Genomic DNA, 26,632 nt, shown 5'->3' on the forward strand with positions numbered 1-26,632 from the left:
TGTGCGCCGCATGATTTCGCGAGCAATTGCAGCAAAAGCGAGGCGACGGCAAGTGAAATCGCGTCGTAAGTCAATGAATTTAATAGACTATCTGTTTGGTAGACTCAGTCGTGTTAATACGGGGCATTTTCCATCATGCCAGGCTCGATTGACTTCGCGCTGCCGCGCGCCTAACGATGAAATCAATAACGGATGGTTCCGGAGCGGTGATTGCCGCCCTGGATGAAAAGGGAATGTGACGGGGCGGACCCAAACCGGGCGTCTTCATCACAGCCGACCCCGCGACTGTAGAGCGGTCAGGGTCTTCCATCCGGTGCACCGGCACCACTGGCTGATCGCTGCATTCCGCGGCAGGGCTGTGGCTCAAGGACACCGGAAAAGCCACTGGAATGCATCGTGATCAGCAGGGGCTGGACGCCTCCATTTCTACGAATCGTCCGCCTTTTCACGAGAATGCAGCCGGGAAGGCGAGGAAGATCCGCTGGCACGATCAGGGATGGCCTTGCGCCATCCCTGTCGAGGCCTCAAACCGCGAGCCAGGAGACCTGCCAACCGTGCCGGGCGAAGAGCCCACCCAAGGGCAATCTTGTCCGCTGCCAGCACGGAGGTTGTCATGGCTGAAACACGAATTTGCATGCCGTTACGTGCGGCCCTGAGGATTTCCCTCATTCCTGTGCTTGTCACAGGAATCCAGCGTGCCCAAGTCCTTGGGCACAGGAGACTCGTTTTCCTGCAGTTGCGATTCATTCACGGCGCCGACGCGCCGTGGCTGGATTCCTGTGGCAGGCGCAGGAATGAGGGACGTGGGTGTGGCGGACGCCAATACGCTGATGCCGGAGCCATCCTCACATGAGCAGCACCACCTTCGTGCTCGGCGGCGCCCGTTCGGGAAAATCCCGTTTCGCAGAGCAGCTGATCGCCGATAGCGGCCTCGAGCGCCACTATATCGCCACTGGGCGTGCCTGGGATGACGAGATGCGGGCGCGGATTGCCGCCCACAGGAACGATCGCGGGCCATCCTGGACGACGCATGAGGAGCCGCTGCAGCTTGTCGAGTGCCTGTCGGCCGCCGACGGCGAAGGGCGGGCGATCCTTGTCGATTGCCTGACGCTCTGGGTCACCAATCTGATGATGGGCGAGCGGGACATGGCGGCGGAATCTGCTGCCCTTGCTGCCTGGCTGCCGAAGGCCAGGGCGCGGCTTGTGCTTGTTTCCAATGAAGTCGGCCTCGGGATCGTGCCCGAGAACCGGATGGCGCGGGATTTCCGTGATCATGCCGGGCGGCTGCACCAGATGATCGCGGCCTCTGCCGCGGACGTGTATTTTATCGCGGCAGGGCTGCCGCTGAAAATGAAGGGTTGAAGTTTATGAACCAGAAGATCCCCGCAACCGTGATCACCGGCTTTCTCGGTGCCGGCAAGACGACGATGATCCGCAACCTGCTTTCCAACACCGGCGGCAAGAAGATCGCGCTGATCATCAACGAATTCGGCGATCTCGGCGTCGATGGAGACGTGCTGAAGGGCTGCGGCGCCGAGAACTGCACCGAGGACGACATCATCGAACTGACGAACGGCTGCATCTGCTGCACCGTTGCCGACGATTTCATTCCTACGATGACCAAGCTGCTCGAGCGCGAGCAGCGCCCCGATCATATCGTCATCGAGACCTCGGGTCTTGCGCTGCCGCAGCCGCTGGTCGCCGCCTTCAACTGGCCCGATATCCGCAGCGAAGTGACCGTCGATGGCGTCATCACCGTCGTCGACAGCGCTGCCGTTGCCGCCGGACGGTTCGCCGACGACCACGATGCCGTCGATGCGCGCCGCGCCGAAGACGAGTCGCTCGACCACGAGAGTCCGATCGAGGAGCTGTTCGAGGATCAGCTGACCTGCGCCGATCTGATTGTGCTCAACAAGACGGACCTGCTGGATGCCGCAGGCATTATTCGCGTCCGTGACGAAGTGGCGTCGCGCATTTCGCGGAAGCCTGCGCTGATCGAGGCGAAGAACGGCGACGTTCCGGCCAGCGTCTTGCTCGGCCTCGGCGTCGGCACCGAGGAAGATATCGCCAATCGCAAGTCCCATCACGAGCTCGAGCATGAGGACGGCACGCCGCATGACCACGACGAGTTCGACAGCTTCATCGTCGAGCTTGGTGCGATTGCCGATACGGCCGGTTTCATCGAGAAGCTGAAGGGCGTGATTGCCGAGCATGACGTTTTGCGCCTCAAGGGCTTTGCCGATGTCGCGGGCAAGCCGATGCGCCTGCAGATCCAGGCTGTCGGCAGCCGTATCGACCAGTATTTCGACCGCGCCTGGGCTACCGGCGAAACGCGCGGCACGCGTCTCGTCGTCATCGGTCTGCATGACATGGACGAGGCGGCCGTGCGCAAGGCCATCGAGGCGCTCGTCTGATCCATGCATCTGCTTCTCGCCCAGAAAGGAACGATCAGCGACGGTGACGAGGCCATCGATCTTGGCCAGTCGCCTGGCAATATCCTGTTCCTGTCTGCGGCGGATACGGAGCTTGTGGCCATCGCCGCCGCCCACGGACAGGGCGGCGGTTCGCCGCTGACGCTCAGGCTTGCCAGCCTGATGAGCCTCAAGCATCCGATGTCCGTCGATGCCTATGTCGAGCGGACGGCGCGGCATGCGAAACTTATCATTGTCCGCGCGCTCGGCGGCGCCAGCTATTTTCACTATGCGCTGGAGGCTCTGCATGCCTGTGCGGCACGGTATGGCGCGCGAATTGCCGTTCTGCCCGGGGATTCCAAGCCGGATGCGGGGCTGACGCCGTTTTCCAATGTGGCGCTCGATGATCTCAATGCGCTGTGGGCTTATCTGATCGAGGGCGGTGACGCGAATTCGCGGTGGCTGCTGGATTATGCGGCGGCGATGCTGTCGGGTGGTGAAAAGCCCGGTGCGGCAGCGCCGTTGATGAAGGCCGGGATATGGTGGCCGGGGCGGGGAGTCGTTGGGGTTGAGGAGTGGAGAGTGTTGTCTGCGGCGATGCTGCGGAACGGGGCACCCCCCTCTGTCCTGCCGGACATCTCCCCCTCAGGGGGGGAGATCGACTCGTGGTTGGCGTTTCCCCAAATTATCGAAGCTGGAACGAGCGGCTCCTCCCAGCCAATCTCCCCCCCTGAGGGGGAGATGTCCGGCAGGACAGAGGGGGGTAATCCGCCCTCTACATCTAACGACGCCCCCATCGCCGCCATCAGCTTCTACCGCGCCCTCGTCCAGAGCGGCGAGACCGCACCGGTCGAGGCGATGATCGAGGCCTTGGCGGCGGAAGGTCTCAGGCCGCTGCCGGTCTTTGCCTACAGCCTGAAAGACCCGGTCTCCAAGGGCATCATCGACAGCATTTTCGATCAGGCGCCTCCTGATGTCGTGGTCAACACGACGGGCTTTGCGGTGTCGGCGCCCGGCGCTCTGCGTGAATCGACCGTGCTGGAAAAAAGCGGCGCCGTGGTGCTGCAGGCAATCCTGTCTGCCTCGTCGCGCGAGGCATGGGCCGGGTCATCGCAGGGGCTGTCGGCGCGCGATCTCGGGATGAATGTGGCGCTGCCCGAAGTCGATGGACGGGTTCTGGCGCGTGCGGTCTCGTTCAAGTCGGCGGCGCGTTATGATGCGGCTGTCGAGGCCAATATCGTCACCAGCCAGCCTGATGAAGGGCGGATGCGTTACACGGCGAGGCTCGCAGCCGGCTGGGCGCGGCTGCGGCGCAAGCCGGCTGCGGCGCGGCGCGTGGCGCTGGTGCTCGCCAACTACCCGAACCGCGATGGGCGCCTCGGCAACGGCGTCGGCCTCGATACGCCTGCAGGTACCGTCGAGGTGCTGAAAGCGATGCGCGGGGCGGGCTACGATGCCGCCGATTTCCCTGATGATGGCGATGCGCTGATCCGCCATCTCTCGGAGGGGCCGACGAATTCCGGACGCGACGGAAAGGTGATCCGCGAAACGCTTTCCATGAGTCGATACAAGGCGTTCTGCGCGTCTCTTCCGAAAAAGATTCAAGACGAGATGACGGCGCGCTGGGGTGTGCCGGAGGGTGATCCCTACGTTGTGGATGGTCATTTCGCTCTGCCGTTCACGCGGTTCGGCAATGTGCTGGCGGGTATCCAGCCAGCCCGCGGCTACAATATCGATCCGAAGGAAAGCTACCATTCGCCCGATCTCGTGCCGCCGCACGGATACATCGCCTTCTATGCCTTCCTGCGCCAGGAGTTCTGCGCCGATGCCGTTGTTCACATGGGCAAGCACGGCAATCTCGAATGGCTGCCGGGCAAGGCGTTGGCGCTGTCGGAGGAGTGCTATCCGGAAGCGATCCTCGGGCCGCTTCCGCACCTCTATCCTTTCATCGTCAACGATCCCGGCGAGGGCACGCAGGCCAAGCGCCGGACGGCGGCCGTCGTCATCGATCACCTGACGCCGCCGCTGACGCGAGCTGAAAGCTATGGTCCGCTGAAGGATCTGGAGGCGCTGGTCGACGAATATTACGAGGCATCCGGCAGCGATCCGCGCCGTATCCGGCTGCTGTCGAAGCAGATCCTCGATCTGGTCGCCGATATCGGCCTCGACAGCGATGCCGGGATTGCCAAGGGCGAGACCGAGGACGAGGCGCTGAAGAAGCTCGACGCCTATCTCTGCGATCTCAAGGAAATGCAGATCCGCGACGGGTTGCATGTGTTTGGTGTGTCGCCGCAGGGGCGGTTGCTGACGGATCTGACCGTGGCGCTGGCGCGGGTGCCGCGCGGGCTTGGAGAGGGCGGGGATCAGAGTTTGCAGCGGGCGATTGCTGGGGATTTGGGCCTGGTCGATGCGGTACCCCCCTCTGTCCTGCCGGACATCTCCCCCTCAAGGGGGGAGATCGACTCGTGGCGAGTGTCCCAGCAGCCAAATGAAGTCGAAGCGAGCGGGTCCGCCCAGCCAATCTCCCCCCTTGAGGGGGAGATGCCTGGCAAGGCAGAGGTGGGTACCCCGCATACAAGCGCTAAATTCGATCCCCTCGACTGCAACATGGCCGCGCCGTGGACCGGCTCACGCCCCGCCATCCTAGCCGCCATCCTCGACGCCCCCTGGCGCACCAATGGCGACACCGTCGAGCGCATCGAACTGATCGCCGCCAAGTTTGTCTCCGGCGAAACCGAATGCCCACCCCTCTGGTCCCAAACCAGATCCGTCCTCACCGAAATCGAATCCCGCCTGAAGCCCTCGATCCTCGCCTGCGGAGATGCCGAGATTTCGGCACTCCTCACCGGCCTCGACGGCCGTTTCATCGCTCCCGGCCCCTCCGGCGCTCCGACGCGCGGGCGCCCCGATGTGCTGCCGACGGGGAGGAATTTCTATTCCGTTGATAGCCGCGCAGTGCCGACGCCTGCAGCCTATGAACTCGGCAAGAAATCGGCGGAGCTGCTGGTCCGCCGCTATGTGCAGGATCACGGCGAGTGGCCGGTGTCCTTCGGGCTGACAGCCTGGGGCACGTCCAACATGCGCACCGGCGGCGATGACATCGCCCAGGCGCTGGCGCTGATCGGCGTCAAGCCGGTCTGGGACATGACCTCGCGCCGCGTCACCGGCTATGAAATCATTCCGCCTGCGATGCTGATGCGTCCGCGGGTCGATGTGACGCTCCGGATATCAGGCTTCTTTCGCGATGCCTTTCCGGAGCAGATCGCGCTGTTCGACAAGGCGATCCGTGCGGTCGGCGCTCTCGATGAGGATGCTGCGGATAATCCGATTGCCGAGCGGATGCGCGGCGAGGCGGCGCGGCTTGCGGCGTCCGGCCTGGATGAAGCGTCGGCGGCCAAGCGCGCCGGATATCGCATCTTCGGCTCAAAGCCCGGCGCTTACGGCGCGGGGCTGCAGGCGCTGATCGACGAGAAGGGCTGGGAGCGGCGCGCCGATCTGGCCGAAGCCTATCTCGTCTGGGGGAGCTATGCTTATGGGGCTGCCGAAGAGGGCCGGGCCGAGCGCGGTATCTTCGAGGAGCGGCTGCGCTCCATCCAGGCGGTGGTGCAGAACCAGGATAACCGCGAGCACGACCTGCTCGACAGCGACGATTACTACCAGTTCGAGGGAGGTATGGCGGCCGCGGCCGAGCATGTCGGTGGCGTCAGGCCGTCGATCTATCACAACGATCATTCGCGGCCGGAAAAGCCGGTGATCCGTTCACTGGAGGAAGAGATCGGCCGTGTGGTGCGCGGGCGCGTCGTCAATCCGAAATGGATCGATGGCGTCATGCGCCACGGCTACAAGGGCGCCTTCGAGATCGCTGCTACGGTCGATTATCTCTTTGCCTTTGCGGCAACGACGGGTGCCGTCGGCAACCATCATTTCGAAGCCGTCTATCAGGCCTTCGTCGCCGATCCCAAGGTGCGTGATTTCATGGCGGAGAAGAACCCGGCGGCCCTTGAGGAGATGAAGGAGCGGCTGATGGAGGCGATCGATCGGCATCTCTGGACGCCACGCAGCAATTCGGCGCGCTTCGATCTTGCGCCATCACACCATAAACAGACAGCATGACATTTCATCAGGAAAGACAATGAGCGAAGAACCAGTAGACACCGCCGAAAAGGACGATGCGCGCCACAACGAGAAGATGGCCAGGAAGAAGGCCGCGCGCAGCAAGATCATGGCCACCAAGACGGACGAGAAGGGCCTGATCATCGTTCACACCGGCAAGGGCAAGGGCAAGTCGTCCTCGGCCTTCGGCATGATTTTCCGCCATATCGCCCATGGCAAGCCATCGGCGGTGGTGCAGTTCATCAAGGGCGCCATGTGGACCGGCGAGCGCGATCTGATCGAGAAGCATTTTTCCGATGTCTGCCAGTTCTACACGATGGGCGAGGGCTTTACCTGGGAGACGCAGGACCGCGCCCGCGACGTGGCGGCGGCAACAGCCGCCTGGGAAAAGGCCAAGGAGCTGATCCGCGACGAGCGCAATTCCATGGTGCTGCTCGACGAGATCAATATCGCGCTTCGCTACGACTATCTGGATGTGAACGAAGTGGTCGCATTCCTGAAGGCCGAAAAGCCGTATATGACTCACGTCGTGCTGACCGGCCGCAATGCCAAGGACGAGCTGATCGAAATCGCCGATCTCGTGACCGAGATGGAGCTGATCAAGCATCCGTTCCGCTCCGGCATCAAGGGGCAGCCGGGCGTGGAGTTCTGATGGCGCAAAGCTGGATATTCTGGGCGTTTCTGTCGGCGGCTTTTGCGGCGCTGACGGCGATCTTTGCGAAGATCGGGGTGGCTGGCGTCAACTCGGATCTGGCGACGCTGATCCGCACCGTCGTCATCATCGCGATTCTGGCCGGTATCGTCACCGCCACCGGCCAGTGGCAGCCGCTTTCCAGCATATCCAGCAAGACGTGGCTGTTTCTGGCGCTCTCGGGCGCTGCAACGGGCGCGTCCTGGCTCGCCTATTTCCGGGCGCTGAAACTCGGCGATGCGGCGCGTGTGGCACCGATCGACAAGCTGTCGATCGTGCTCGTCGCCGTCTTCGGTGTCGTCTTCCTCGGCGAAAAGCTCGGGCTGGTAAACTGGCTCGGCGTGGTGATGATCGCCGGCGGGGCGCTGCTGCTGGCGCTGTTCTAGCCGTTCGCCAACTTTCGCAGGATTGCGGCCGTTTCCTCGTCGGCGGGGAAGAACGACTCAATTGCCAGTTCCGAGAGCGTGACATCGATAGGCGTGCCGAACACGGTGGTGGTCGAGATCAGCGATAGCGTGCCTGCAAAAGTGCGCAGCCGTAGTGGCACGGCGATCCCCGCATAATCGTGCTTTGTCTCACCCGCCGGGTTGCCGCCAGGCGAAAGCTCCTGCAACTCCTTCAGAAGTGCGCCGAGGATCGGGTCGCCCGAGGTGTCGATCTGCTGGCGAAGCCGCTCCAGAAGGTGTGCGCGCCATTCGGCGAGATTGACGATATGAGGTGCCAATCCTCCTGGATGCAGGCTGAGGCGCAACACGTTCACCGGGCCTTCGAGCAGGCTTTTCTCAGTGACATCCGCAAGCAGCGGTGCGATCGTCGCATTGGCGGCAATCAGCGTCCAGTGCCTGTCGATCGCGAGGGCCGGAAAGGGCTCTTGCGCTTTCAGGACCATATCGACAGCCAGCCTTGCCGGTTTCAGGGCCGGGTCGTCCAATGAGCGCTCGGCAAAGAGCGGCGCATAGCCGGCTGCCAGCAGCATCGGATTGCGCTCCCGAAGGGGAACGCCGAGCCGTTCTGCCAGATGCAGCAGCATGTCGCGGCTCGGCGTCGAGCGCCCGCTCTCGATGAAGCTCAGGTGTCTCTGCGAAATCTCCGCTTCGAGGGCGAGATCGAGCTGGCTCATGCGGCGAAGCTTGCGCCAGTCGCGGAGGTGGTCACCGAGGGAGCGGGCTGAAGTCATCATCGTCAGGCTTCCGGAACGAGGTCGAGGAAACCGTGTACGGCCTTCAGGCGTCCGCCTTCAAGCAGGGCGAAGTCCGTTCCCTTGATAATCGCCTCGCTGCCGTCGCGTCCGAGGCCCCATGAGAAGCGGAGGTTGTCGCCGTGGCCATCGGCGGAACCGATCAGATTGAAGCGGAAACCAGGGAAGCGGGTCTGTACGGCTTCCACCAGCGCGTTGATCTGCTCGTGACCTTCGCCGCGCATCAGGGGATCGATATAGGTGGCGTTTTCGGCCCAGCTTTCGGCGATCAGCGCGCGGCGGCGGTCTGCATCCTCCTCGTTCCAGATGGCGATGTAGCGTTCGGCAGTGTTGCTCGCGTCGGTCATGTCATGTCTCCTTTGACCGCCCGGTTCGTCCAGGCATCGCGATCATCGGCAAAGGCTGGCGGCTCATCAATTACGCGAGAGGTAATCAAGCTCGCGGCTTGGTGATTTGACAGTGCAGTCATCCGCCGGGAGGCTTGGCGATCGATTTCGAAGATGGAGGACAGCCTGATGACATCGCTTTCGGCATATGCGGCACGGGTGGCGCAACTGGCGCTTCTGGCATCCGCGCTCGGCTGGTCTTCCGCGCATGCGGCAACCGTTGTCGACGAGTGGAAGAAGATCAAGGTTCCGCCAGCGCCGAAGCTCGGCGATGTCACGGTCGATCCCTCGACCACGGCGCTGCTGCTGCTCGATTTCAACGGGGCGCAGAACCCGGACAAGGGGCCGTGCAATACCAAGGTCAAGCCGCGCTGCATTGCCGAGCTGCCCCATGTGGCGAAGCTGATGAAGGAGGCGCGCGATAGCGGCACGCCTGTCGTCTACAGCATTACCTCGAATGCGGCGCCTGAGGATATCGCAACGGTGCTGGCGCCCAAGGATGGCGATCCCATCGTGAAGTCAGGCGCCAACAAGTTCATCAATACCGATCTCGAAAAGATCCTCACCGACCGGCATATCAAGACCGTCATCGTCACCGGCACGGCTTCGGAGGGAGCGGTACTGAATACGGCTGCTTATGCGGCACTGAAGGGCATGGACGTGGTGCTGCCCGTGGATGGCATGTCGTCCACCGATCCCTATGCCGAGCAATATGTCACCTGGCATTTCGCCAATGCACCCGGTGTTTCGGCGAAAACGAAGCTGACGAAGATCGATGCGATCAAATTCGGCAAAGCGCCGGGTTAGACGCCCAGCCAGACGCGCAACGGATTGGCCGGGTCGGCGATCAGCTTGATCGCGAAGGCGATGCAGACGACGACCAGCAGCGGCTTGATGAGCTTGGCGCCGGTGCGCATGGCCAGGCGAGAGCCGACCTGCGCGCCGAGGAACTGGCAGACACCCATCATCAGTCCGATCGTCCAGAGCGTCGCGCCGAAGGAGGCGAAGACGATGAGGGCGCCGACATTCGAGCCGAGGTTCAGAAGCTTGGTATGCGCCGTCGCTTTCAGCATGCCGAAACCGGCAAGGGTGACGAAGGAGAGCATGAAGAAGGAGCCGGTGCCGGGGCCGAAGACGCCATCGTAGAAGCCGATCAGCGGCACGAAAGTCATGCCGAAGGCGAAGGGCGTGATGCGGCGGTGGGTGTCAAGGTCGTTGAGATTGGGCTTGAAGGCGAAGTAGAGGGCGATCGCGACCAGCAGAACCGGCATCAGGGCGCGCAGCACGTCGCCGGGCACGATGGTTGCCAGCGCCGCGCCAAGCGCGCCGCCCATCACGGCCATCATCGCCATCGGTAGCTGTTCGCGCAGGTTCACATGGCCCTTGCGGGAATAGGCGAGCGTCGCGGAGGCGGCGCCGAACATCGACTGCACCTTGTTGGTGCCCAGCGTCTGTAGCGGCGGAATGCCGGCGATCAGCATGGCGGGCACGGTGATCAGCCCGCCGCCACCGGCGATCGAATCGACGAAGCCTGCGCAGAAGGCGGCGAGGCAGAGAAGGGCGAGGAGATGAGGGGCAATATCGGACACGGCAGGACTCTGTGGGCAGGCGGGAGAAAGCGGCGCCATGTTGCATTTCCCGCACCCGCCTGCAATGTCTGCGGAGACACAGTCTGCCCTTTCAGGTTCATGCGATGCCGTCCTTCGCCACCGACAGATCGAAATCATACGTGCTCGGCCTTGGCTGCGAGCGGGGAACGCCTGTGGACGAGGTGCGGACACTGGCGAAGCAGGCCATGGAGATCGTCGGGATCGGGCCGGATGTGCTTGCGGCCATTGCCTCGATCGAAAGCCGCTCCGGGGAGCCTGCAATCCTGACGCTGTCGCAGGAATTTCAAATCACACCGGTCTTCTTTGCCGCCGCGCGCCTGGAGCAGGAGACGCCGCGTCTCAAGAACCCTTCGGCAGCCGTCTTTGCCCTTGTCGGCTGCCATGGCGTTGCCGAGTCGGCGGCGCTGGCTGCTGCGGGAGCGGCGGCAGAGTTGCTGGTGCCGAAGATCAAATCTGCTCATGCGACGGCTGCCATCGCGCGCATCCTGTTGCAGAAAGAATAGCCGGCGCTATGGTGTCGGCCACCTCGCGGGGATCCCCGGATTTCTGCGACGAGAATGAGAAGGATATTTCATGCACAAGGTCATTTATGACACGGACCCGGGCGTCGATGATGCCATGGCGCTCCTCTTCCTGCACCGCCACCCCGACATCGATCTGATCGGCATCACCACGATCTTCGGCAATGCCTCGATCGAGACGACGACGCGCAACGCGCTGTTTCTGAAGCGCGAATGGAACATCACGGCACCCGTTGCCAAGGGCGCAAACGTCACCTTCGATCCGTCGCGCAAGGAAATCGGCTGGCCGACCTTCGTGCATGGCGATGACGGTCTCGGCAATATCGGCGTACCCGCGACGATCGATCTTCCCCTCGATCCGCGTCCGGCGCATCGCTTCATCATCGAGACGGTGCGGGCCAATCCGGGCGAGGTGACGCTGGTTGCCGTCGGCCGCATGACCAACCTGGCGCTGGCTCTGAAGGAAGACCCCGAGATTGCCAAGCTGGTGAAGCAGGTGGTCATCATGGGCGGCAATTTCTATGTGCCGGGCAATGTCTCGCCGGTCGCCGAAGCCAATATCCATGGCGATCCGGAAGCCGCCGATGTGGTGATGACGGCGCCATGGAAGGTCGCGGTCATCGGGCTCGACGTCACGGCGATCACGACGATGAGCCGCAGCTATCTGAAGGCTGCCGCCGAGAAGGGCGATGCGGCGGTGAAGCTGCTGAACGACCTCTCGCAGTTCTATATCGATTTCTACAAGCATGCGGTCGAAGACGGCATGATGGTGCATGACAGCTGCGCCGCGGTTTATGTCGTGGCGCCGGAGCTGTTCACGACAGTGACGGGTGCGGTGCGCGTCGTTTGCGGCGGCATTGCCGACGGCCAGACGATCGTCAAGCCGGACGGACGCCGCTTCCCGCCGGGCGACTGGGACAATCTGCCGAGCCAGATCGTCTGCACCGGCATCCAGTCGGACAAGGTCGTCGATCTGATCCGGGATACGCTTCTTCGAGCCTGATGCAGCCTGGGACCGGGCGGCTCCCGCCCGGTTCAACTTTGCTGAGTCCTATCAATTCGATCCGGCCATTTCCTCAGATTGTGAGTCCGGTTGTTCGTCAATTGAATCGGCGGTGAAACGGCAATCGGTAATTGCCGGCGTTTCGCCGCCGTTGACCTCGCCAAGCGGCGGGCATAGACCACCCTTATGATCGAGAATGCATTCGCCCATTTGCCGGTATTGGAGCCGGGAACCGTCTGGCTCGTCGGCGCCGGTCCCGGCGATCCCGGGCTGCTGACGCTGCTTGCGGCGAAAGGGCTTTCGGAGGCCGACGTCGTCGTTCACGACGCGCTGGTCAATGAGGAATGTCTGAGGCTGGCGCGGCCGGATGCCGCTCTCGAGTATGCCGGAAAGCGCGGCGGCAAGCCGTCTGCCAAGCAGCGCGATATCTCGCTGCGCCTCGTCGAGCTGGCCCGCTCCGGCAAACGGGTGCTACGGCTGAAGGGCGGTGATCCCTTCGTCTTTGGACGCGGCGGCGAAGAGGCGCTGGCGCTGGTCGAGCATAACGTCCCGTTCCGCATCGTACCCGGCATTACCGCGGGGATCGGCGGACTTGCCTATGCCGGCATTCCGGTGACCCATCGGGATATCAATCACGCGGTCACATTCCTGACGGGGCATGATTCTTCGGGTATCGTTCCGGACGCGATCAACTGGGATGCGATCGGCCGCGGCTCGCCTGTGATCGTCATGTATATGGCGATGAAGCATATCGCGCAGATCAGCGCGTCCTTGCTGGCCGCAGGGCGCAAGGCAGACGAGCCGGTGGCCTTCGTCTGCAATGCAGCCACCAGTGGCCAGCAGGTGCTGGAAACGACGCTCGGTGAAGCTGTCGCAGCGGTAGAAGCCTCTGGGCTGGAGCCGCCGGCGATCGTGGTTGTCGGTGAAGTGGTGCGGCTGCGGTCTTCGCTGGATTGGCTCGGCGCCTTGGCTGGGCGTCGCCTGCAGCCGGATCCGTTCAGGCAAGGCGGAAAGGAGACGGCATGAGCGGCCTTCTCATTGCGGCCCCGTGCTCCGGTTCGGGCAAAACAACGATCACGCTCGGCCTCTTACGCGCCTTAAGAAATCGCGGCGTGGCGGTGGCGCCCGGCAAGGCGGGCCCTGATTATATCGATCCGGCCTTTCATGCGGCGGCCAGCGGGACGCCGTGCCTCAATTTCGACCCTTGGGCGATGCGCCGCGAGCTGATTTCGGCCAATGCCGCGATCCACCGGCAGGGCGACCGCACGCTGATCATCGAAGCGATGATGGGGCTGTTCGATGGCGCGGCTGACGGGAAGGGAACGGCTGCCGATCTGGCGGCCATGCTCGGGCTCTCCGTTATCCTGGTTGTCGATGCCTCGCGCATGTCGCAATCGGTCGCGCCTCTGGTCAGCGGCTTCGCGAGCTTCCGGGCGGATGTCCGCATTGCGGGTGTCATTCTCAATAAGGTCGGCAGCGAGCGGCATGAGATGATGTTGCGTCAGGCGCTGGATGCCATTCGCATGCCTGTGGTCGCCGTCATTCGCAGCGACAAGACGCTGGCATTGCCTGAGCGGCATCTGGGGCTGGTGCAGGCAGGTGAGCATGCAAGTCTGGAAGCCTTTATCGATCATGCGGCCGAAGCCGTCTCGGATGAGTGCAATTTCGAGTTCCTGCTGCGGATCGCCCGTCAGGGGCTGAACGTCGCCTCGACCGCCAATATTCGTCGCTTGCCGCCGTTGGGACGCAAGATCGCCGTCGCCCGCGATATCGCCTTTGCCTTCTGCTACGAACACATGCTGCTCGGCTGGCGCCGCCGCGGCGCGGAGATTTCATTCTTCTCGCCGCTCGCCGATGAGGCACCCGCCGATGATGCCGATGCGATCTATCTGCCGGGCGGCTATCCCGAGCTCAATGCCGGTGCCATTGCGGCGGCCTCGAACTTCAAGCGCGGCATGACCGATGCGGCCGCGCGGGGTACGCGGATTTATGGCGAATGCGGGGGCTACATGACGCTCGGTGAAGGGCTGATCGATGCCGAAGGCATCCGCCACGAGATGCTCGGATTGCTGCCGCTGGTGACGAGCTACGAGCAGCGCAGCCGCCATCTCGGCTACCGGCGCGTCCGTCCCATCGGCGAGGCTTTCTTCGAGCAGCCGATGACGGGCCATGAGTTTCACTATTCGAATGTGGTTTCGGAGGGCGAGGGCGAGCGGCTTTTCGATGTCACAGATGCGCTTGGCGCCGATCTTGGCCAGGCCGGGCTTCGCCGTGGTCAGGTCGCAGGCTCCTATATGCACATGATCGATCTTGCCGCGGAGCCGGCATGAGTGGTCCGATTGTGCATGGCGGCGGCATCACCGCCGCTGCTGCCGAATTCGGCGGGCAGCCGGAGGACTGGCTGGATCTGTCGACGGGCATCAACCCTTGTCCGGCTCCGCTTCCGGTGATCCCGCCTGCCGTCTGGCACCGGCTGCCCGACAGGCATCTGGTGCAATCGGCCGTGGAAGCGGCGCGGGATTATTATCGGAGCCGGGGGCTGTCGCCGCTGCCGGTTCCGGGCACCCAATCCGTCATCCAGCTCCTGCCACGGCTGCTCGAGCGGGAGAGCCGCGTGGCGATCGTTTCGCCGACCTACGGCGAATACGAGAAAGCCTTCGCTAATGCCGGGTGCCGGGTCGACCAGATCGCCGGGCTTGCAGAGATCGGCGAGGAGCATCGGCTGGTCGTCGCCGTCAATCCGAACAATCCGGACGCCAGGCTGCATGATCGTGACCGGCTGATTGCCGTTCATGATGTACTGAAGGCGAGGGGTGGGTATCTCGTGGTTGATGAGGCCTTCGGCGATGCTGATCCTGAAGCGAGCCTGGTGCCGTTGGCGAACGGGCTTTCGAACCTCATCATCTTCCGCTCCTTCGGGAAATTCTTCGGGTTGGCGGGCCTGCGCCTCGGCTTCGTGATCGCGCGCGACGATATTCGGGCCTGCTTCGAGGATTGGCTTGGCCCTTGGGCGGTTTCCGGCCCGGCGCTCTCGTTGGCCGCTTCGCTGCTGCGCGCCGATCCGGCGCCTATTGCTGCCGGGATCGCCGAGCGCAGTGCGGCGCTGAACGCCGTTCTTCAGGGTGCCGGTCTGACGATTGCCGGTAACGCAGCCTTGTTCACGCTGGTCGAAGACAAACGGGCGGCAGCCCTCTATACGCATCTCTGCCGGCATCACATTCTGGTCCGCAGGTTCGACTACGCGCCCAGTTGGCTGCGCTTCGGACTTGGGCCGGACAGTCTGGCTGACCAAAGACTTGCAGCCGCGCTTGAGAGTTTTGACGCATGACGATCGACGAACATCTTCTGGTTCTTCTGCTGGCCCTGCTTCTCGACCGGATCGCCGGCGACCCCGATTGGCTCTGGTCGCGCGTTCCGCATCCGGTCGTCTTGTTCGGCAAGGCGATCTCCTATTTCGACCGCACCTATAACAGCGAGACGCTGACCCGGCCCGAGCGGCGCCTGAACGGAACGGCGTCGATTGCCGCCCTGCTGTTCGGCAGCGCCATTGCCGGGCTGCTCCTGCACTGGTTCTTCGAGCTTTTCGGAATGATCGGCATCGTCCTCGAAGTCGTCTGCGTTGCCATCTTCATGGCGCAGAAGAGCCTGGCAGATCACGTTTCCGATGTCGCGGACGCGCTTCGGGCGGAAGGAATTGCCGGTGGGCGCAGAGCGGTCTCGCGCATCGTCGGCCGTGATCCTGAAACCCTCGATGAGCCCGGAATTTGCCGCGCGGCGATCGAGAGCCTGGCTGAAAACTTTTCCGATGGCGTGGTCGCACCGGCGCTCTGGTATGCGGTGCTCGGTCTCCCAGGCCTCCTCATCTACAAGATGCTCAATACAGCCGACTCGATGATCGGCCACAAGTCGGATCGCTATATCGACTTCGGCTGGGCGTCGGCCCGTCTTGACGATATCGCCAACTGGCCGGCGGCAAGGCTGTCGATCCTGCTCATCGCTGCGGGCGCCTGGCTGCGCCGTGGCGCGCGCGCCTGCCGCGAGGCGGTCCAGGTTGCGATCCGTGACGGCGGGCTGCACCGTTCGCCGAATTCCGGCCGTCCGGAGGCAGCAATGGCGGGTGCGCTCGACGTTCAGCTTGCCGGTCCGCGCGTTTATTCCGGCATCGTCGTCAGCGAACCGATGATCAACGGCGCCGGACGCGACACAGCGACAGTCAAGGATGTCGAAGACGGCGTTCTCGTCTTCAACGGCGCCTGCATGATTCTCTCGATTTCCGTCTTCGTGGCATTCCTTTTCCTGCTTTGACGGAATTACTGGCGATCGGCAAAGTAAAGATCTTGCCGCCTTCCGTTATCTTTCTGATTACCAAGCGCTTTAAAGCAAAATAATCAGTCTATTCGTAGACTGCTCTTCGTGATGCCGGACAAACGTTCCGGTGAAGAGGGATAGTCATGAAGACGTTTCTGGCGGCGGCTGCCGCTTGCCTGTTGCTGCAGTTTTCTCCAGTTGCCGCCAGCGCGGCCAATCTCGTCGCCCGGGTCAGTCTCGACGCGCAGACGATGACGGTGACGGAGAACGGTTTCGTCAAATACCGCTGGAAGGTATCGACTGCACGGCGCGGCTATGTGACGCCGACGGGCTCGTGGAGCGCCAAGTGGCTGTCGCTCAATCACCGCTCGCGCAAATATGACAATGCGCCGATGCCTTACGCCGTATTCTTCAACGGCGGATATGCGGTTCACGCCACATATGACCTCAAGCGGCTCGGAATGCCTGCATCGCACGGCTGCGTGCGCCTTCATCCCAACAATGCCGCGCAATTCTTCTCGATGGCAAAGCAGGTGGGGCTTGCCAATACCCGGGTCGTCATCACCCGCTGACCGGCTTTCCAATCGCATACGCGGCCCGGAGATCATATTTCCGGGCCTTTTGCGCATTGCTGTTTCGGCAACAGTTCCCACCCAATTTTGAGGGCAGCGCGCTCGAAAGCATTGGCTTTTGAAATGGATTTGCCTATGAGGGGGATAAATCCGTTATTCAAAGAGGTAAGCGCGTGACCGCTACATTCGATAAAGTTGCCGACATCATTGCTGAAACCAGCGAAATCGATCGCGAAACGATCACGCCGGAAAGCCATACGATCGACGACCTCGGTATCGACAGCCTCGACTTCCTCGATATCGTCTTTGCGATCGACAAGGAATTCGGCATCAAGATCCCGCTCGAAAAGTGGACGCAGGAAGTCAACGAAGGCAAGGTGACGACCGAAGAATACTTCGTGCTCAAGAACCTCTGCGCCAAGATCGACGAGCTGCGCGCCGCCAAGGCTTAAGCGACACCGCCATCTTTTTTATCCGCCCTGCCTCTGCAAACCGTAGCGGCCGGGCGGTTTTGTTCCTAACTAGGCGTAACCGGCGCTTCTGATCTGCCGGGCCGGAGGATCCGATGCTACTGGAATATTTCCAGATGATCGACCGCATCGAGATGGTCGATCTTGAAAAGGGCGTGCTCAAGGCGCGTTCCGTAGTGCCCGCCAAGAGCCCCGTCTTCGAGGGGCATTTTCCAGGCATGCCGCTCGTTCCGGGCGTGCTTCTGATCGAAACCATGGCGCAGGCCTCGGGCATGCTGGTGCTCGCCGCGACCGATTTCGCCGCCATGCCGTTCCTGATGTCGGTCGATGGCGCCAAGATGCGCACCTTCGTCGAGCCCGAAGCCGTGCTCGACATCGAAGCCTTTCTCGAACATGACGGTTCGGGCTTCGCGGTTACCAAGGCCAAGATCACCAGTGGCGGCAAGAAGGTCTGCGACGCGCAGCTGAAGCTGCGCACCATGCCGTTCAGCGAAGTTCCGCTCGGCGATATCGTCAAGAAGCGCGCAAGCGAAGTCGGCCTGATGGACGCGATCGCGGCGCAGGGAGTGAAGTGATGGGCAAGTCTGCGAATGACGTCGTTATCTCCGGCATCGGCATCGTCACCTGTCAGGGCGTCGGCAAGGACGCGCATCTGGCGCTGCTGACGGCAGGCGAGGCGCCGAAGGCGATCGTCGAGACCGATAAGTTCAAGCCATATCCGGTGCATCCGCTACCCGAGATCGACTGGTCGCAGCAGATCGCCAAGCGTGGCGACCAGCGCCAGATGGAGAACTGGCAGCGCATCGGCGTCTTTGCCGCCGGTCTGGCGCTCGATGACGCCGGCTTCAAGGACGATGCCGAAGCCTGCGGTACGATGGACATGATCGTTGCGGCCGGTGGTGGCGAGCGCGACATCAATGTCGATACGCTGATCGTCGATGAAGGCCTGAAGCGCAATGACCGCGAAGTGCTGCTGAACGAGAAGCTGACCACCGAGCTTCGCCCGACGCTGTTTCTGGCGCAGCTGTCCAATCTGCTGGCCGGCAACATCTCCATCGTTCACAAGGTCACCGGTTCCTCGCGCACCTTCATGGGCGAAGAGGCGGCCGGTATCTCGGCTGTCGAGACTGCCTTCTACCGCATCAAGTCGGGTGAATCCTCGCATGCGCTCGTCGGCGGCGCTTTCGCTGCCGAACGCCAGGACATGATCCTGCTCACTGAAGCAATCGGCGCGCATACGCGCGGCGAGTGGGCTCCGCTCTGGTCGCGCAAGGACAAGGACGGCGGCGGGATGATTACCGGTTCGGCCGGTGCGTTTCTCGTTCTGGAATCGCGCCAGCATGCGGAAGCTCGCGGCGCGCATATCTATGCTACGATCACCTCCATCGAAGGCGACCGCGGCAACCGCAATGCCGGGAATTTCGAAAAGCGCCTTGAGCGCCTGCTGGAACCCGCTGCGAAGCTGGCGCCCGAGAGCACGGCAATCTTTTCTGGTTCGACCGGCATGCATGATTTGGCCGAGCGGGAAAAGGCCGTGCTGGAACACACGCTGCCGGGCGCTGCCATCCGCGGTTTCGGCGGTATTTCGGGCCATGCGCTCGAAGCGCAGTTTACGCTGGGTCTCGCCTTCGCAGCCCTTGCCGTCGATGCGAAAGCCAAGGTTCCGGCCTTCGATCCGGCTCATGAAAAAGCAATGATTGCTGCGGCCGATGCCGCCGTCGTCACCACAGTCGGCCACCAGCGCGGCGAGGGCGTCGCCGTTCTTTCCGCGGAAGCGTGAGGAGTGATCAAATGACAGACAAGGCTTACAAGGATCATCTCGGCCGCCCGATCGTCGCCGTGACCGGCATGGGCATCATCACCTCGCTCGGCCAGGGTCTGAAGGATAACTGGGCGGCGCTGACATCGGGGACCTCGGGTATCCACGACATCACCCGCTTTCCGACCGATGGCCTGTCGACGCGGATCGCCGGGACCGTCGATTTCATCGACATTCCCGTACCGAACGCCGTCGAGCGCTCCTATGCGTTTGCCCGCGAGACGACGATCGAAGCGCTTGCCGATGCCGATATCTCAGGCGATTTCAATGGTCCGCTGTTTCTGGCAGCGCCACCGATCGAGCCGGAATGGAGTGCCCGTTTCGAACTCGCCGACCGTTCGCCGCCTTCCGATCATCCGGGCGACGCCTATGACCGGTTTCTGACGGCGATGCGTCAGCGCCCGGATGCGGCCTTCCATGAGGCAGCGCTGTTCGGTGCGATCTCGGAGCGCCTTTCCGACCGCTTCGGCACGCGCGGCCTGCCGGTGACGCTGTCGACAGCCTGTGCTTCGGGCGCTACCGCCATTCAGCTCGGCATCGAGGCGATCCGCCAGGGCCGTACGGACCGGGCGCTTGCGGTTGCGACCGATGGTTCGCTGAGCGCAGAGGCGCTGATCCGCTTTTCGCTTCTGTCTGCTCTTTCCACCCAGAACGATCCGCCGACCAAGGCATCCAAGCCGTTCAGCAAGGATCGCGACGGCTTCGTCATCGCCGAAGGTGCCGCAACGCTGGTGCTGGAATCGCTGGAATCGGCGATCGCCCGCGGCGCGAAGATCCTCGGCATCATGAAGGGTGCCGGCGAGAAGGCCGATAGCTTCCACCGCACGCGCTCCTCGCCCGACGGCGGTCCGGCGATCGCGACGATCCGCGCGGCGCTCGCCGACGCTGGCCTGGATGAAGGTGGAATCGGCTATATCAACGCCCATGGCACCTCGACGCCGGAGAATGACAAGATGGAATATGGCTCGATGCTCGCCGTCTTCGGCGAGCGCATGGCGTCCATCCCGCTGTCGTCGAACAAGTCGATGATCGGCCATACGCTGACGGCTGCCGGTGCCGTCGAAGCTGTCTTCTCGTTCCAGACAATGCTGACGGGCACGCTGCCGCCGACGATCAACTACAACAATCCTGATCCGGCCATCGTTCTCGATGTCGTGCCGAACAAGAAGCGCGATCAGCAGGTTTCGGCCGTGCTGTCGAATTCCTTCGGCTTCGGCGGACAGAACGCAAGCCTTGTCATGGCGCTTGAACCGGCTTAAGCGGTTGCCGACAAAATTCAGAGATAAGAACGCCTGAAAGGCGAGAGGTTTTGCTATGCGCGCTTTGCAACTGGTCGATGACCGCAAGCTTGAGATCACCGACCTGCCGGAGCCGGAAGCCCCTTCTGCCGGTGAAGTGACGCTGCGCGTCAAGGCGGTGGCGCTCAATCATATCGACGTCTGGGGCTGGCGCGGCATGGCGTTTGCCAAGCGCAAGATGCCGCTGGTGATCGGCGCGGAAGCATCCGGCGTGGTCGAGGCGATCGGGCCCGGTGTTGCCAATGTGCTGCCGGGTCAGCTCGTGTCGATCTACGGCGCGCGCACCTGTGGCCTCTGCCGTCCGTGCCGCGAAGGCCGCGACAATCTCTGCGAACATGTCTCGGGCGTCCACGGCTTCCATCTCGATGGCTTTGCGCAGGAGAAGGTCAATCTTCCGGCGCGCCTTCTCGTTCCGGCGCCTCCAGGCGTCGATGCGATCGGCGCGGCGCTGGCACCGGTGACATTCGGCACCGTCGAGCACATGCTGTTTGACAATGCCAAGCTCGAGCCCGGTGAAACGATCCTCATCCATGCCGGCGGCTCCGGCATCGGCACGGCGGCGATCCAGCTTGCCAAGAAGATCGGCTGTACCGTCATCACGACCGTTGGCTCCGACGACAAGATCGAGAAGGCGAAAGCGCTGGGTGCCGATCACGTCATCAATTACCGCACCGACCGTTTCGAAGGCGTGGTGCGTAAGCTGACCAAGAAGAAGGGCGTCGATGTCGTCTTCGAACATGTCGGCAAGGACACTTTTGCCGCCTCGATGTTCTGCCTGAAGCGCGGCGGGCGTCTCGTCACCTGCGGCTCGACCTCGGGTGTCTCGACCGAGATGAACCTGATGATGCTCTTCCAGCAGCAGCTGAAGCTGCTCGGCTCCTTCGGCTGCCGCATGGAGAACATGGCGGACGCCATGCAGAAGATGGGCCGCGGCCTCGTTCATCCCGTCATCGATACCGAAGTCGGCTTCGACGATATCGACCGGGCGCTGGAGCGGATGGAATCGCGCCAGATCTTCGGCAAGATCATCTTGAAGATGGACTGAGCGTGTGAAGCTTTTCATCACCCGGATCGTTCTGAAGCTCGAGCATTTTCGCCAGTGGCTGATCGCCCAGCTGATGTTCGGCTTTCTGAACTTCCTGAAGATATTTCCGGCTGATGGTGCTATCCGCTTTGCCGACTGGCTGACCCGCAAGATCGGCCCGCGGACGCGGCGCCACAAGCTGATGCTCGTCAATCTGCGCAACGCCTTTCCCGAAAAGAGCGAAGACGAGATCCAGGCGATTGCGCTTGGCAGCTGGGGTAATATGGGCCGGCTTGCCGCCGAGTATGTCTTTCTTGACCGGCTTTTCGACTTCGATCCGCAGCGATCGGAGCCCGGCCGGATCGAGGTGACAGGCATTCCGCTGTTTCTCGATCTTCGTGACAATCCTCGGCCGTTCATCGTCTTTACCGCGCATAGCGGCAATTTCGAGCTGCTGCCGGTGGCTGGTGCCGCCTTTGGCCTCAATGTGACGGTTCTCTTCCGTCCGCCGAACAATCCCTATGTGGCGCAGAAGGTTTTCGATTTCCGCAGCGCGCGCATGGGTAAGCTCGTGCCATCGCATGCCGGTTCGTCCTTCACGCTGGCGCGGCAGCTCGAAGCTGGACAGGGCGTCGGTGTTCTCGTCGATCAGAAGTTCAAGAAGGGGCTGAAGACACGCTTCTTTGGCATCGATACGACGACCAATCCTCTCGTTCCCAAGCTCGTTCGCCAATTTGGATGCGAGGTCTACCCGGCGCGCTGCATTCGCCTGCCGGGAAATCGCTATCGGCTGGAGATCGAGCCGCAGCTGGAAATCCCCCGCGACTCAGCCGGCAATCTCGATCTGACGGCAATGGCGCAGATGCTGAACGACAAGGTCGAAAGCTGGGTCCGGGAATATCCGGAGCAGTGGCTCTGGTACCACGACCGGTGGAAAATCAAGGAAAGCGTGCTCAACTAGAGCTTATACCCCTAAATTTCGTATGTGAAAATATGACCGCCGTTCACGTTGAATGTGAACGGCGTTCATGTTAGTGGTTGCCACCAAGGCGAGTAGCCGGTTGGGGAAGATCGGGAATCGACGAAACCTGCCGTGAAAACTGACATATGCTGGTTTCCCCTATGTGTCAGGGGATTGGGGGGCATATTGCTGGAACTTCTGCAGGCATTTTCTTCACGTTGCTCACAAATCGATGCGGCGATCCGCGCGGGCGACGATCGTCAGGTTTCAACTCTTGATAGCGAATTCGAGGCGCTGATCGGCGCTATCGTCACGTATCAGGCGTCGAATATCGTCGAAATTCACATGCAGCTGCAATTCGTCGTCTGTTTGCTGGAGCAGAATGCCGATGATTGCGCGAGCGTGATGGGCTATGCGGCGACGCTTTCAAATCTGCTGGACCGCTATTTCGGCAATTCCGGCAAGCCGCGCCAGATCCCGGCACCGGCGGAACGGTTGCCGAAGCCGGATGGCTATGTCCCGAACATGGACAACGGCAATTTCCTGAATTCGGCTATTCTCGAGACGCTGCCGGATCGCGTTGCCGTGCTGACGCGCGACTATCGCTATCTCTATTCCAACCCGACGAACTGCACTTATCTCGGCCGCAAGCCGATCGACATGATCGGCCGGCACGTCGCCGAGTTCATCGGAGCCGAGCGCTTCGAGAAAACCAAGGCACATTTCGACGCCTGCTTCGCGGGGGAGCGGGTGGAATACAATTACGAACGCACCAGCGGCGAGGGCGCGAAACTGATGCGCTGCCGCATGTCGCCCCTGCGCGACAATGGCGGGCGCGTGATCGGGGCGCTGATCATGATGGAGAATGTCAAGGCGCCTGAAACGGTAAGGGTCTAGGATCGGCGCAGTGCCTGTGCGCGACGCGCCGGGGATGGCTAATCGTTCGGCCCCTTGCCCTCGAATATCTGCGGGATAGCCTTGTCGATCCTCGACTCGCGGGTCTTCGATTGCTTTGGTTGCGCGAAATGCAGCAGATAGGCGCGCTGGCGGCCCGGGGTGAGGGCGGTGAAGGCGGCTTTCAAGGCAGCGTCCCGATCAAGCCTTGTCTGAAACTCGTCCGGCACCGTGAACTCGGTGGTCTTCTTGTAGTCAACCTTCAGACCGGCCTTCTCGACCTCGATCGCCTGCTGCACGTAGGACTTCAGCAGGTTTTCCATGCCGGAGATCTGTTCGGCGCTGGTAAAGCGGATCTGGCGGGCAGCCTGGACGTTGTCCGTCTGCTGGATGAGAATGCCCGCCTCGTCCTTCATCAAGGCGCCCTTGAAGAAGAGCAATGCGCAATAGTCCTTGAAACCGTGGATCAGGACGATGTTGGCCTTGCCAACCGTGTAGCAGGGTTCGCCCCATTTCAGCTCTTCGGTCAGGCCGCAATCGAGGACAATCGTTCTCAGCCTGGCGGTTTCCTCGCGCCAGGTATCCTTGCGGGCGAAATAGGCATCGACCTTCGGGTTTGTTGCTTGCGCCGCCATGCTCAATCCTTGCTCCAGACCGCGAGCTCGTAGCCGTCGGGATCGGTGAAATGAAAGCGCCGCCCGCCCGGGAAGGCGGTGATCGGCTTGACGATCGTGCCGCCAGCTTTGCCGGTTGCGTCCAAAGCGGCTTCCAGATCGCTGGCATAGAGAATGACCAGCGGGCCGCCCGGCCGGGGCTTGTCCAGCGTCGTGAAACCGCCCGTCAGCCTGCCGTCGCTGAATTCGCAATAGGCAGGGCCATAATCTTTGAAGCTCCAGCCGAAGGCCGCCCCATAGAAAGCCTTCGATGCCTCGATATCGGCAACGTTGAATTCGATATAGTCGATGCGAAGCACCGTCTGATCATTGACCATCTATTTCTCCATCAGCGCCTTCAGCGCATGCAGGTCCTTCTCGACATGGGCGCCATCGGCGGCAAATTGCTCGTCCGTCATGCCGGGCTGCTTCAGCAGCGTGAACATCACTTCGCAGCCATCGCCATTAGGAACGATGCGCAGCGCATTATAGACGCGCATGCCGCTTTCGATCGTCACCGTATGGTCGATGATGCCGAACTTGTTGGCCGGCACGAAGCTGACCCTGACGGTGCCGAGCACGCCCTTGGCGATCCAGTCGTCGCCATCTCTTTCGAGGCCGGAGGCGAGGCCTGATGCCCAGAGCGGCATATTCTCCGGCTCGCCGGCAAACGCGTAGACATCCTGCCAATCGCGATCGATCGAGCAATGGACGATCCTTGCGGTCATCGTTGTCATCAAGTCCTCCCGGCACTTGGCTGCGCCTGATCTGTCCCATGCGAGATGGCGCGCGATCGCCATCGATCAATATCGCGCCTTGCCGATCGGGTCCACCGGAGGGGCCGATTTTGGCGCCTTCGATACTTGCCGTTTCCGGCTTAGAGTGCCACAACACCGGTCGAATTTGACTCATCGGAGGATTGTCGTGGAAAAGGCAGAAATCGGACTGATCGGCCTTGCCGTCATGGGTTCCAACCTGGCGCTGAACATTGCCGAAAAGGGCAACAAGATTGCGGTTTTCAACCGCACACCCGAGAAAACCGACGAGTTCTACGAGAGCGCCGGTGATCTGAAGAAGCAGATCGTTCCGTGCAAGACGATCGAGGAATTCGTCGAGGCGATCCGCCCGCCGCGCCCAATCATCATCATGATCAAGGCCGGCGAGCCGGTCGACCAGCAGATGGAGCTGTTGCGCCCCTACCTTTCCAAGGGCGACATCATGATCGATGCCGGCAACGCCAACTTCCGCGACACCATCGCCCGTTTCGACCGCCTCAAGGATACCGACCTGACCTTCATCGGCATGGGTGTCTCCGGTGGTGAGGAAGGTGCGCGTCACGGCCCGTCGATCATGGTCGGCGGTACGGAAGACAGCTGGAAGCGTGTCGAGAAGGTGCTGACCTCGATTGCTGCCAAGTACAAGGGCGACCCCTGCGTTGCCTGGCTCGGCAATGACGGCGCCGGTCACTTCGTCAAGACGATCCACAACGGCATCGAATATGCCGACATGCAGATGATCGCCGAAATCTACGGCATTTTCCGCGACGGCCTCGGCAAGAGCTCGACCGATATCAGCAAGATCTTCGGCCAGTGGAACAAGGGCCGCCTGAATTCCTACCTGATCGAGATTTCCGAAAAGGTGCTTGCCGCCACCGACCCGATTTCCAAGGGCTCGATGGTCGACATGATCCTCGACAAGGCCGGCCAGAAGGGCACCGGCAAGTGGTCGGCGATCGAAGCACAAAACATGGGCATTCCCGCGACTGCGATCGAAGCGGCCGTTGCTGCGCGTTCGATTTCGTCGATGAAGGGCGAGCGCGAAGCGGCTGAAAAGATCTTCGGCAAGCCGGAATACAAGTTCCCGATCGCTTACGGTCCGGAACTCGACAACGATCTGGAACTGGCGCTCTTCGCTGCCAAGATCGGCGCTTACGCACAGGGCTTCGCCGTGATGGCGGAAGCATCGCGCGAGTTCAAGTGGTCGCTGCCGATGCCGACGATTGCCAAGATCTGGCGCGATGGCTGCATCATCCGTTCGCAGTTCCTGGACGAGATCACCTCGGCCTTCACCAAGGCGCCTGATGCGGCCAACCTGATCGTCACGCCTGCCTTCTCCGAGATGGTCAAGGAATCGATCCCGGCGCTGCGCCGCGTCGTCACCGCCGCTCTTCAGGCCGGCCTGCCGGTTCCGGCGCTCACCTCGGCGCTCACCTATTTCGATGCCTACCGCCAGGGCCGTGGCACGGCCAACCTGATCCAGGCCCAGCGCGACTTCTTCGGCGCCCACGGCTTCGACCGCCTGGATGGCAAGGACTTCCACCACGGCCCCTGGGGCAGCGGTGCCGCTACCTTCTGAGGCCGTCCATCTGGAATGAGAAAAGCCCGGTTTCGACCGGGCTTTTTATTGCCCGGCGCGCCCCTCTTTCTTGGCTAGTCAGTTGCGTGGTTGTATCCATGGATACAACTCTGCGTCTTTCTTGCAATGTTACCTTTAAATGGTGAAATTTACGACTTAACGGCGAGAATTTTTCGGATTTTGCTCGCTAAATGTGTTTAATTTTTTCCTAACGACTAATCGATTCGTATAAACTTTCGGCATTGACGGCACTTATTTTATTTTAGGCGATTGCGGCATGCGTTCCCTCAAGGGGATCCAGATGCCCTGTGGGGAAAAATGCGTTCACGTGCAGAGTGCGCCGAT

General features: G+C 61.9%; 27 protein-coding genes and 1 riboswitch. Of the genes, 21 read left to right on the forward strand and 6 right to left on the reverse strand.

Features of this window, described 5'->3' with window-relative positions; genetic code table 11:
* The first annotated feature begins 176 nt into the window (after positions 1–176).
* A riboswitch (cobalamin riboswitch) is annotated at positions 177–567 on the forward strand.
* 282 nt (positions 568–849) lie between these two features.
* Genes cobU through AC1DJO_RS02320 form a run of 5 tightly spaced genes read left to right on the forward strand, consistent with a single transcriptional unit; the run spans position 850 to position 7,601 of the window.
* The gene (gene cobU / locus AC1DJO_RS02300) at positions 850–1,362 is read left to right on the forward strand and encodes a bifunctional adenosylcobinamide kinase/adenosylcobinamide-phosphate guanylyltransferase (protein ID WP_477968791.1); all 513 of its coding nucleotides are present in this window, start codon (positions 850–852) and stop codon (positions 1,360–1,362) included.
* Positions 1,363–1,367: 5 nt separating this feature from the next.
* Positions 1,368–2,414, forward strand: coding sequence for a cobalamin biosynthesis protein CobW (cobW, locus tag AC1DJO_RS02305; RefSeq protein WP_477968793.1), 1,047 nt, complete (start codon positions 1,368–1,370; stop codon positions 2,412–2,414).
* Between the two features lie 3 nt (positions 2,415–2,417).
* On the forward strand, positions 2,418–6,524 hold the full coding sequence (cobN, locus tag AC1DJO_RS02310; RefSeq protein ID WP_477968795.1) for a cobaltochelatase subunit CobN: 4,107 nt from the start codon (positions 2,418–2,420) through the stop codon (positions 6,522–6,524).
* Positions 6,525–6,543: 19 nt separating this feature from the next.
* Positions 6,544–7,176 carry a cob(I)yrinic acid a,c-diamide adenosyltransferase gene (gene cobO, locus AC1DJO_RS02315; protein WP_477968797.1) on the forward strand — a complete coding sequence of 211 codons (633 nt, stop codon included), beginning with the start codon at positions 6,544–6,546 and terminating at the stop codon, positions 7,174–7,176.
* On the forward strand, positions 7,176–7,601 hold the full coding sequence (locus AC1DJO_RS02320; protein ID WP_477968799.1) for an EamA family transporter: 426 nt from the start codon (positions 7,176–7,178) through the stop codon (positions 7,599–7,601). Before cobO ends, AC1DJO_RS02320 begins: the two co-directional genes overlap by 1 nt.
* Here the strand turns inward: AC1DJO_RS02320 and AC1DJO_RS02325 are convergent.
* Both AC1DJO_RS02325 and AC1DJO_RS02330 read right to left on the reverse strand, forming a co-directional pair.
* Positions 7,598–8,395, reverse strand: coding sequence for a helix-turn-helix domain-containing protein (locus AC1DJO_RS02325; RefSeq protein WP_477968801.1), 798 nt, complete (start codon positions 8,393–8,395; stop codon positions 7,598–7,600). The two genes, AC1DJO_RS02320 and AC1DJO_RS02325, sit on opposite strands and share 4 nt — an antisense overlap.
* A gap of 2 nt (positions 8,396–8,397) precedes the next feature.
* Positions 8,398–8,760 carry a nuclear transport factor 2 family protein gene (locus AC1DJO_RS02330; RefSeq protein WP_477968803.1) on the reverse strand — a complete coding sequence of 121 codons (363 nt, stop codon included), beginning with the start codon at positions 8,758–8,760 and terminating at the stop codon, positions 8,398–8,400.
* 168 nt (positions 8,761–8,928) lie between these two features.
* Between AC1DJO_RS02330 and AC1DJO_RS02335 the strand changes: the two genes are divergently transcribed.
* Positions 8,929–9,606 (forward strand): cysteine hydrolase family protein, encoded by a 678-nt coding sequence (locus AC1DJO_RS02335; protein ID WP_477968805.1) that lies wholly within the window; start codon positions 8,929–8,931, stop codon positions 9,604–9,606.
* Here AC1DJO_RS02335 and AC1DJO_RS02340 read toward each other — a convergent pair.
* Positions 9,603–10,388 carry a TSUP family transporter gene (locus tag AC1DJO_RS02340; RefSeq protein WP_477969221.1) on the reverse strand — a complete coding sequence of 262 codons (786 nt, stop codon included), beginning with the start codon at positions 10,386–10,388 and terminating at the stop codon, positions 9,603–9,605. The genes AC1DJO_RS02335 and AC1DJO_RS02340 overlap by 4 nt on opposite strands.
* Before the next feature lie 104 nt (positions 10,389–10,492).
* On the opposite strand from AC1DJO_RS02340, the gene AC1DJO_RS02345 reads away from it, so the two are divergent.
* The 14 genes from AC1DJO_RS02345 (at position 10,493) to AC1DJO_RS02410 (ending at position 23,282) form a co-directional block, all read left to right on the forward strand.
* Positions 10,493–10,912 (forward strand): cobalamin biosynthesis protein, encoded by a 420-nt coding sequence (locus AC1DJO_RS02345; RefSeq protein ID WP_477968807.1) that lies wholly within the window; start codon positions 10,493–10,495, stop codon positions 10,910–10,912.
* A 70-nt stretch (positions 10,913–10,982) separates the two neighbouring features.
* Positions 10,983–11,933, forward strand: coding sequence for a nucleoside hydrolase (locus AC1DJO_RS02350; protein ID WP_477968809.1), 951 nt, complete (start codon positions 10,983–10,985; stop codon positions 11,931–11,933).
* A gap of 186 nt (positions 11,934–12,119) precedes the next feature.
* Positions 12,120–12,959: a uroporphyrinogen-III C-methyltransferase gene (gene cobA, locus AC1DJO_RS02355; protein WP_477968811.1), complete on the forward strand. Its 840-nt coding sequence runs from the start codon at positions 12,120–12,122 to the stop codon at positions 12,957–12,959.
* Positions 12,956–14,263, forward strand: a complete 1,308-nt coding sequence (locus AC1DJO_RS02360) for a cobyrinate a,c-diamide synthase (RefSeq protein WP_477968813.1) — start codon at positions 12,956–12,958, stop codon at positions 14,261–14,263. Before cobA ends, AC1DJO_RS02360 begins: the two co-directional genes overlap by 4 nt.
* Positions 14,260–15,261 (forward strand): threonine-phosphate decarboxylase CobD, encoded by a 1,002-nt coding sequence (cobD, locus tag AC1DJO_RS02365; RefSeq protein WP_477968815.1) that lies wholly within the window; start codon positions 14,260–14,262, stop codon positions 15,259–15,261. The genes AC1DJO_RS02360 and cobD overlap by 4 nt, the downstream gene beginning before the upstream one ends.
* Positions 15,258–16,238: an adenosylcobinamide-phosphate synthase CbiB gene (cbiB, locus tag AC1DJO_RS02370; protein ID WP_112515996.1), complete on the forward strand. Its 981-nt coding sequence runs from the start codon at positions 15,258–15,260 to the stop codon at positions 16,236–16,238. Before cobD ends, cbiB begins: the two co-directional genes overlap by 4 nt.
* Positions 16,239–16,384: 146 nt before the next feature.
* A complete protein-coding gene (locus AC1DJO_RS02375; protein ID WP_112387111.1) occupies positions 16,385–16,813 on the forward strand; it encodes a L,D-transpeptidase in 429 nt (142 codons plus the stop codon).
* A 173-nt stretch (positions 16,814–16,986) separates the two neighbouring features.
* Positions 16,987–17,265, forward strand: coding sequence for an acyl carrier protein (locus AC1DJO_RS02380; protein ID WP_112387112.1), 279 nt, complete (start codon positions 16,987–16,989; stop codon positions 17,263–17,265).
* Between the two features lie 113 nt (positions 17,266–17,378).
* Positions 17,379–17,858, forward strand: a complete 480-nt coding sequence (locus tag AC1DJO_RS02385; protein ID WP_477968817.1) for a 3-hydroxyacyl-ACP dehydratase FabZ family protein — start codon at positions 17,379–17,381, stop codon at positions 17,856–17,858.
* A complete protein-coding gene (locus AC1DJO_RS02390) occupies positions 17,858–19,063 on the forward strand; it encodes a beta-ketoacyl-ACP synthase (protein WP_442207844.1) in 1,206 nt (401 codons plus the stop codon). The genes AC1DJO_RS02385 and AC1DJO_RS02390 overlap by 1 nt, the downstream gene beginning before the upstream one ends.
* 11 nt (positions 19,064–19,074) lie before the next feature.
* A complete protein-coding gene (locus AC1DJO_RS02395) occupies positions 19,075–20,361 on the forward strand; it encodes a beta-ketoacyl-ACP synthase (protein ID WP_112515999.1) in 1,287 nt (428 codons plus the stop codon).
* A gap of 55 nt (positions 20,362–20,416) precedes the next feature.
* Positions 20,417–21,445: a zinc-binding dehydrogenase gene (locus tag AC1DJO_RS02400; RefSeq protein ID WP_112516000.1), complete on the forward strand. Its 1,029-nt coding sequence runs from the start codon at positions 20,417–20,419 to the stop codon at positions 21,443–21,445.
* A gap of 4 nt (positions 21,446–21,449) precedes the next feature.
* Positions 21,450–22,385 (forward strand): lipid A biosynthesis lauroyl acyltransferase, encoded by a 936-nt coding sequence (locus AC1DJO_RS02405; RefSeq protein WP_477968820.1) that lies wholly within the window; start codon positions 21,450–21,452, stop codon positions 22,383–22,385.
* Positions 22,386–22,571: 186 nt separating this feature from the next.
* Positions 22,572–23,282 (forward strand): PAS domain-containing protein, encoded by a 711-nt coding sequence (locus AC1DJO_RS02410; RefSeq protein WP_477968822.1) that lies wholly within the window; start codon positions 22,572–22,574, stop codon positions 23,280–23,282.
* Between the two features lie 38 nt (positions 23,283–23,320).
* On the opposite strand, the gene AC1DJO_RS02415 is transcribed toward AC1DJO_RS02410, so the two are convergent.
* From AC1DJO_RS02415 to AC1DJO_RS02425, 3 genes are read right to left on the reverse strand one after another with little or no spacing between them, the layout of a single operon-like run.
* Positions 23,321–23,914, reverse strand: coding sequence for a YdeI/OmpD-associated family protein (locus AC1DJO_RS02415; RefSeq protein WP_477968824.1), 594 nt, complete (start codon positions 23,912–23,914; stop codon positions 23,321–23,323).
* 2 nt (positions 23,915–23,916) lie between these two features.
* Complete coding sequence (locus tag AC1DJO_RS02420; protein ID WP_477968826.1) at positions 23,917–24,270, reverse strand: VOC family protein; 354 nt, start codon at positions 24,268–24,270, stop codon at positions 23,917–23,919.
* Positions 24,271–24,669: an SRPBCC family protein gene (locus AC1DJO_RS02425; protein ID WP_112516122.1), complete on the reverse strand. Its 399-nt coding sequence runs from the start codon at positions 24,667–24,669 to the stop codon at positions 24,271–24,273.
* A 187-nt stretch (positions 24,670–24,856) separates the two neighbouring features.
* Between AC1DJO_RS02425 and gndA the strand changes: the two genes are divergently transcribed.
* Positions 24,857–26,287: an NADP-dependent phosphogluconate dehydrogenase gene (gene gndA / locus AC1DJO_RS02430; protein WP_477968829.1), complete on the forward strand. Its 1,431-nt coding sequence runs from the start codon at positions 24,857–24,859 to the stop codon at positions 26,285–26,287.
* Positions 26,288–26,632 lie beyond the last annotated feature (345 nt).

It is taken from the genome of Rhizobium sp. 05N430 (genome assembly GCF_056396985.1).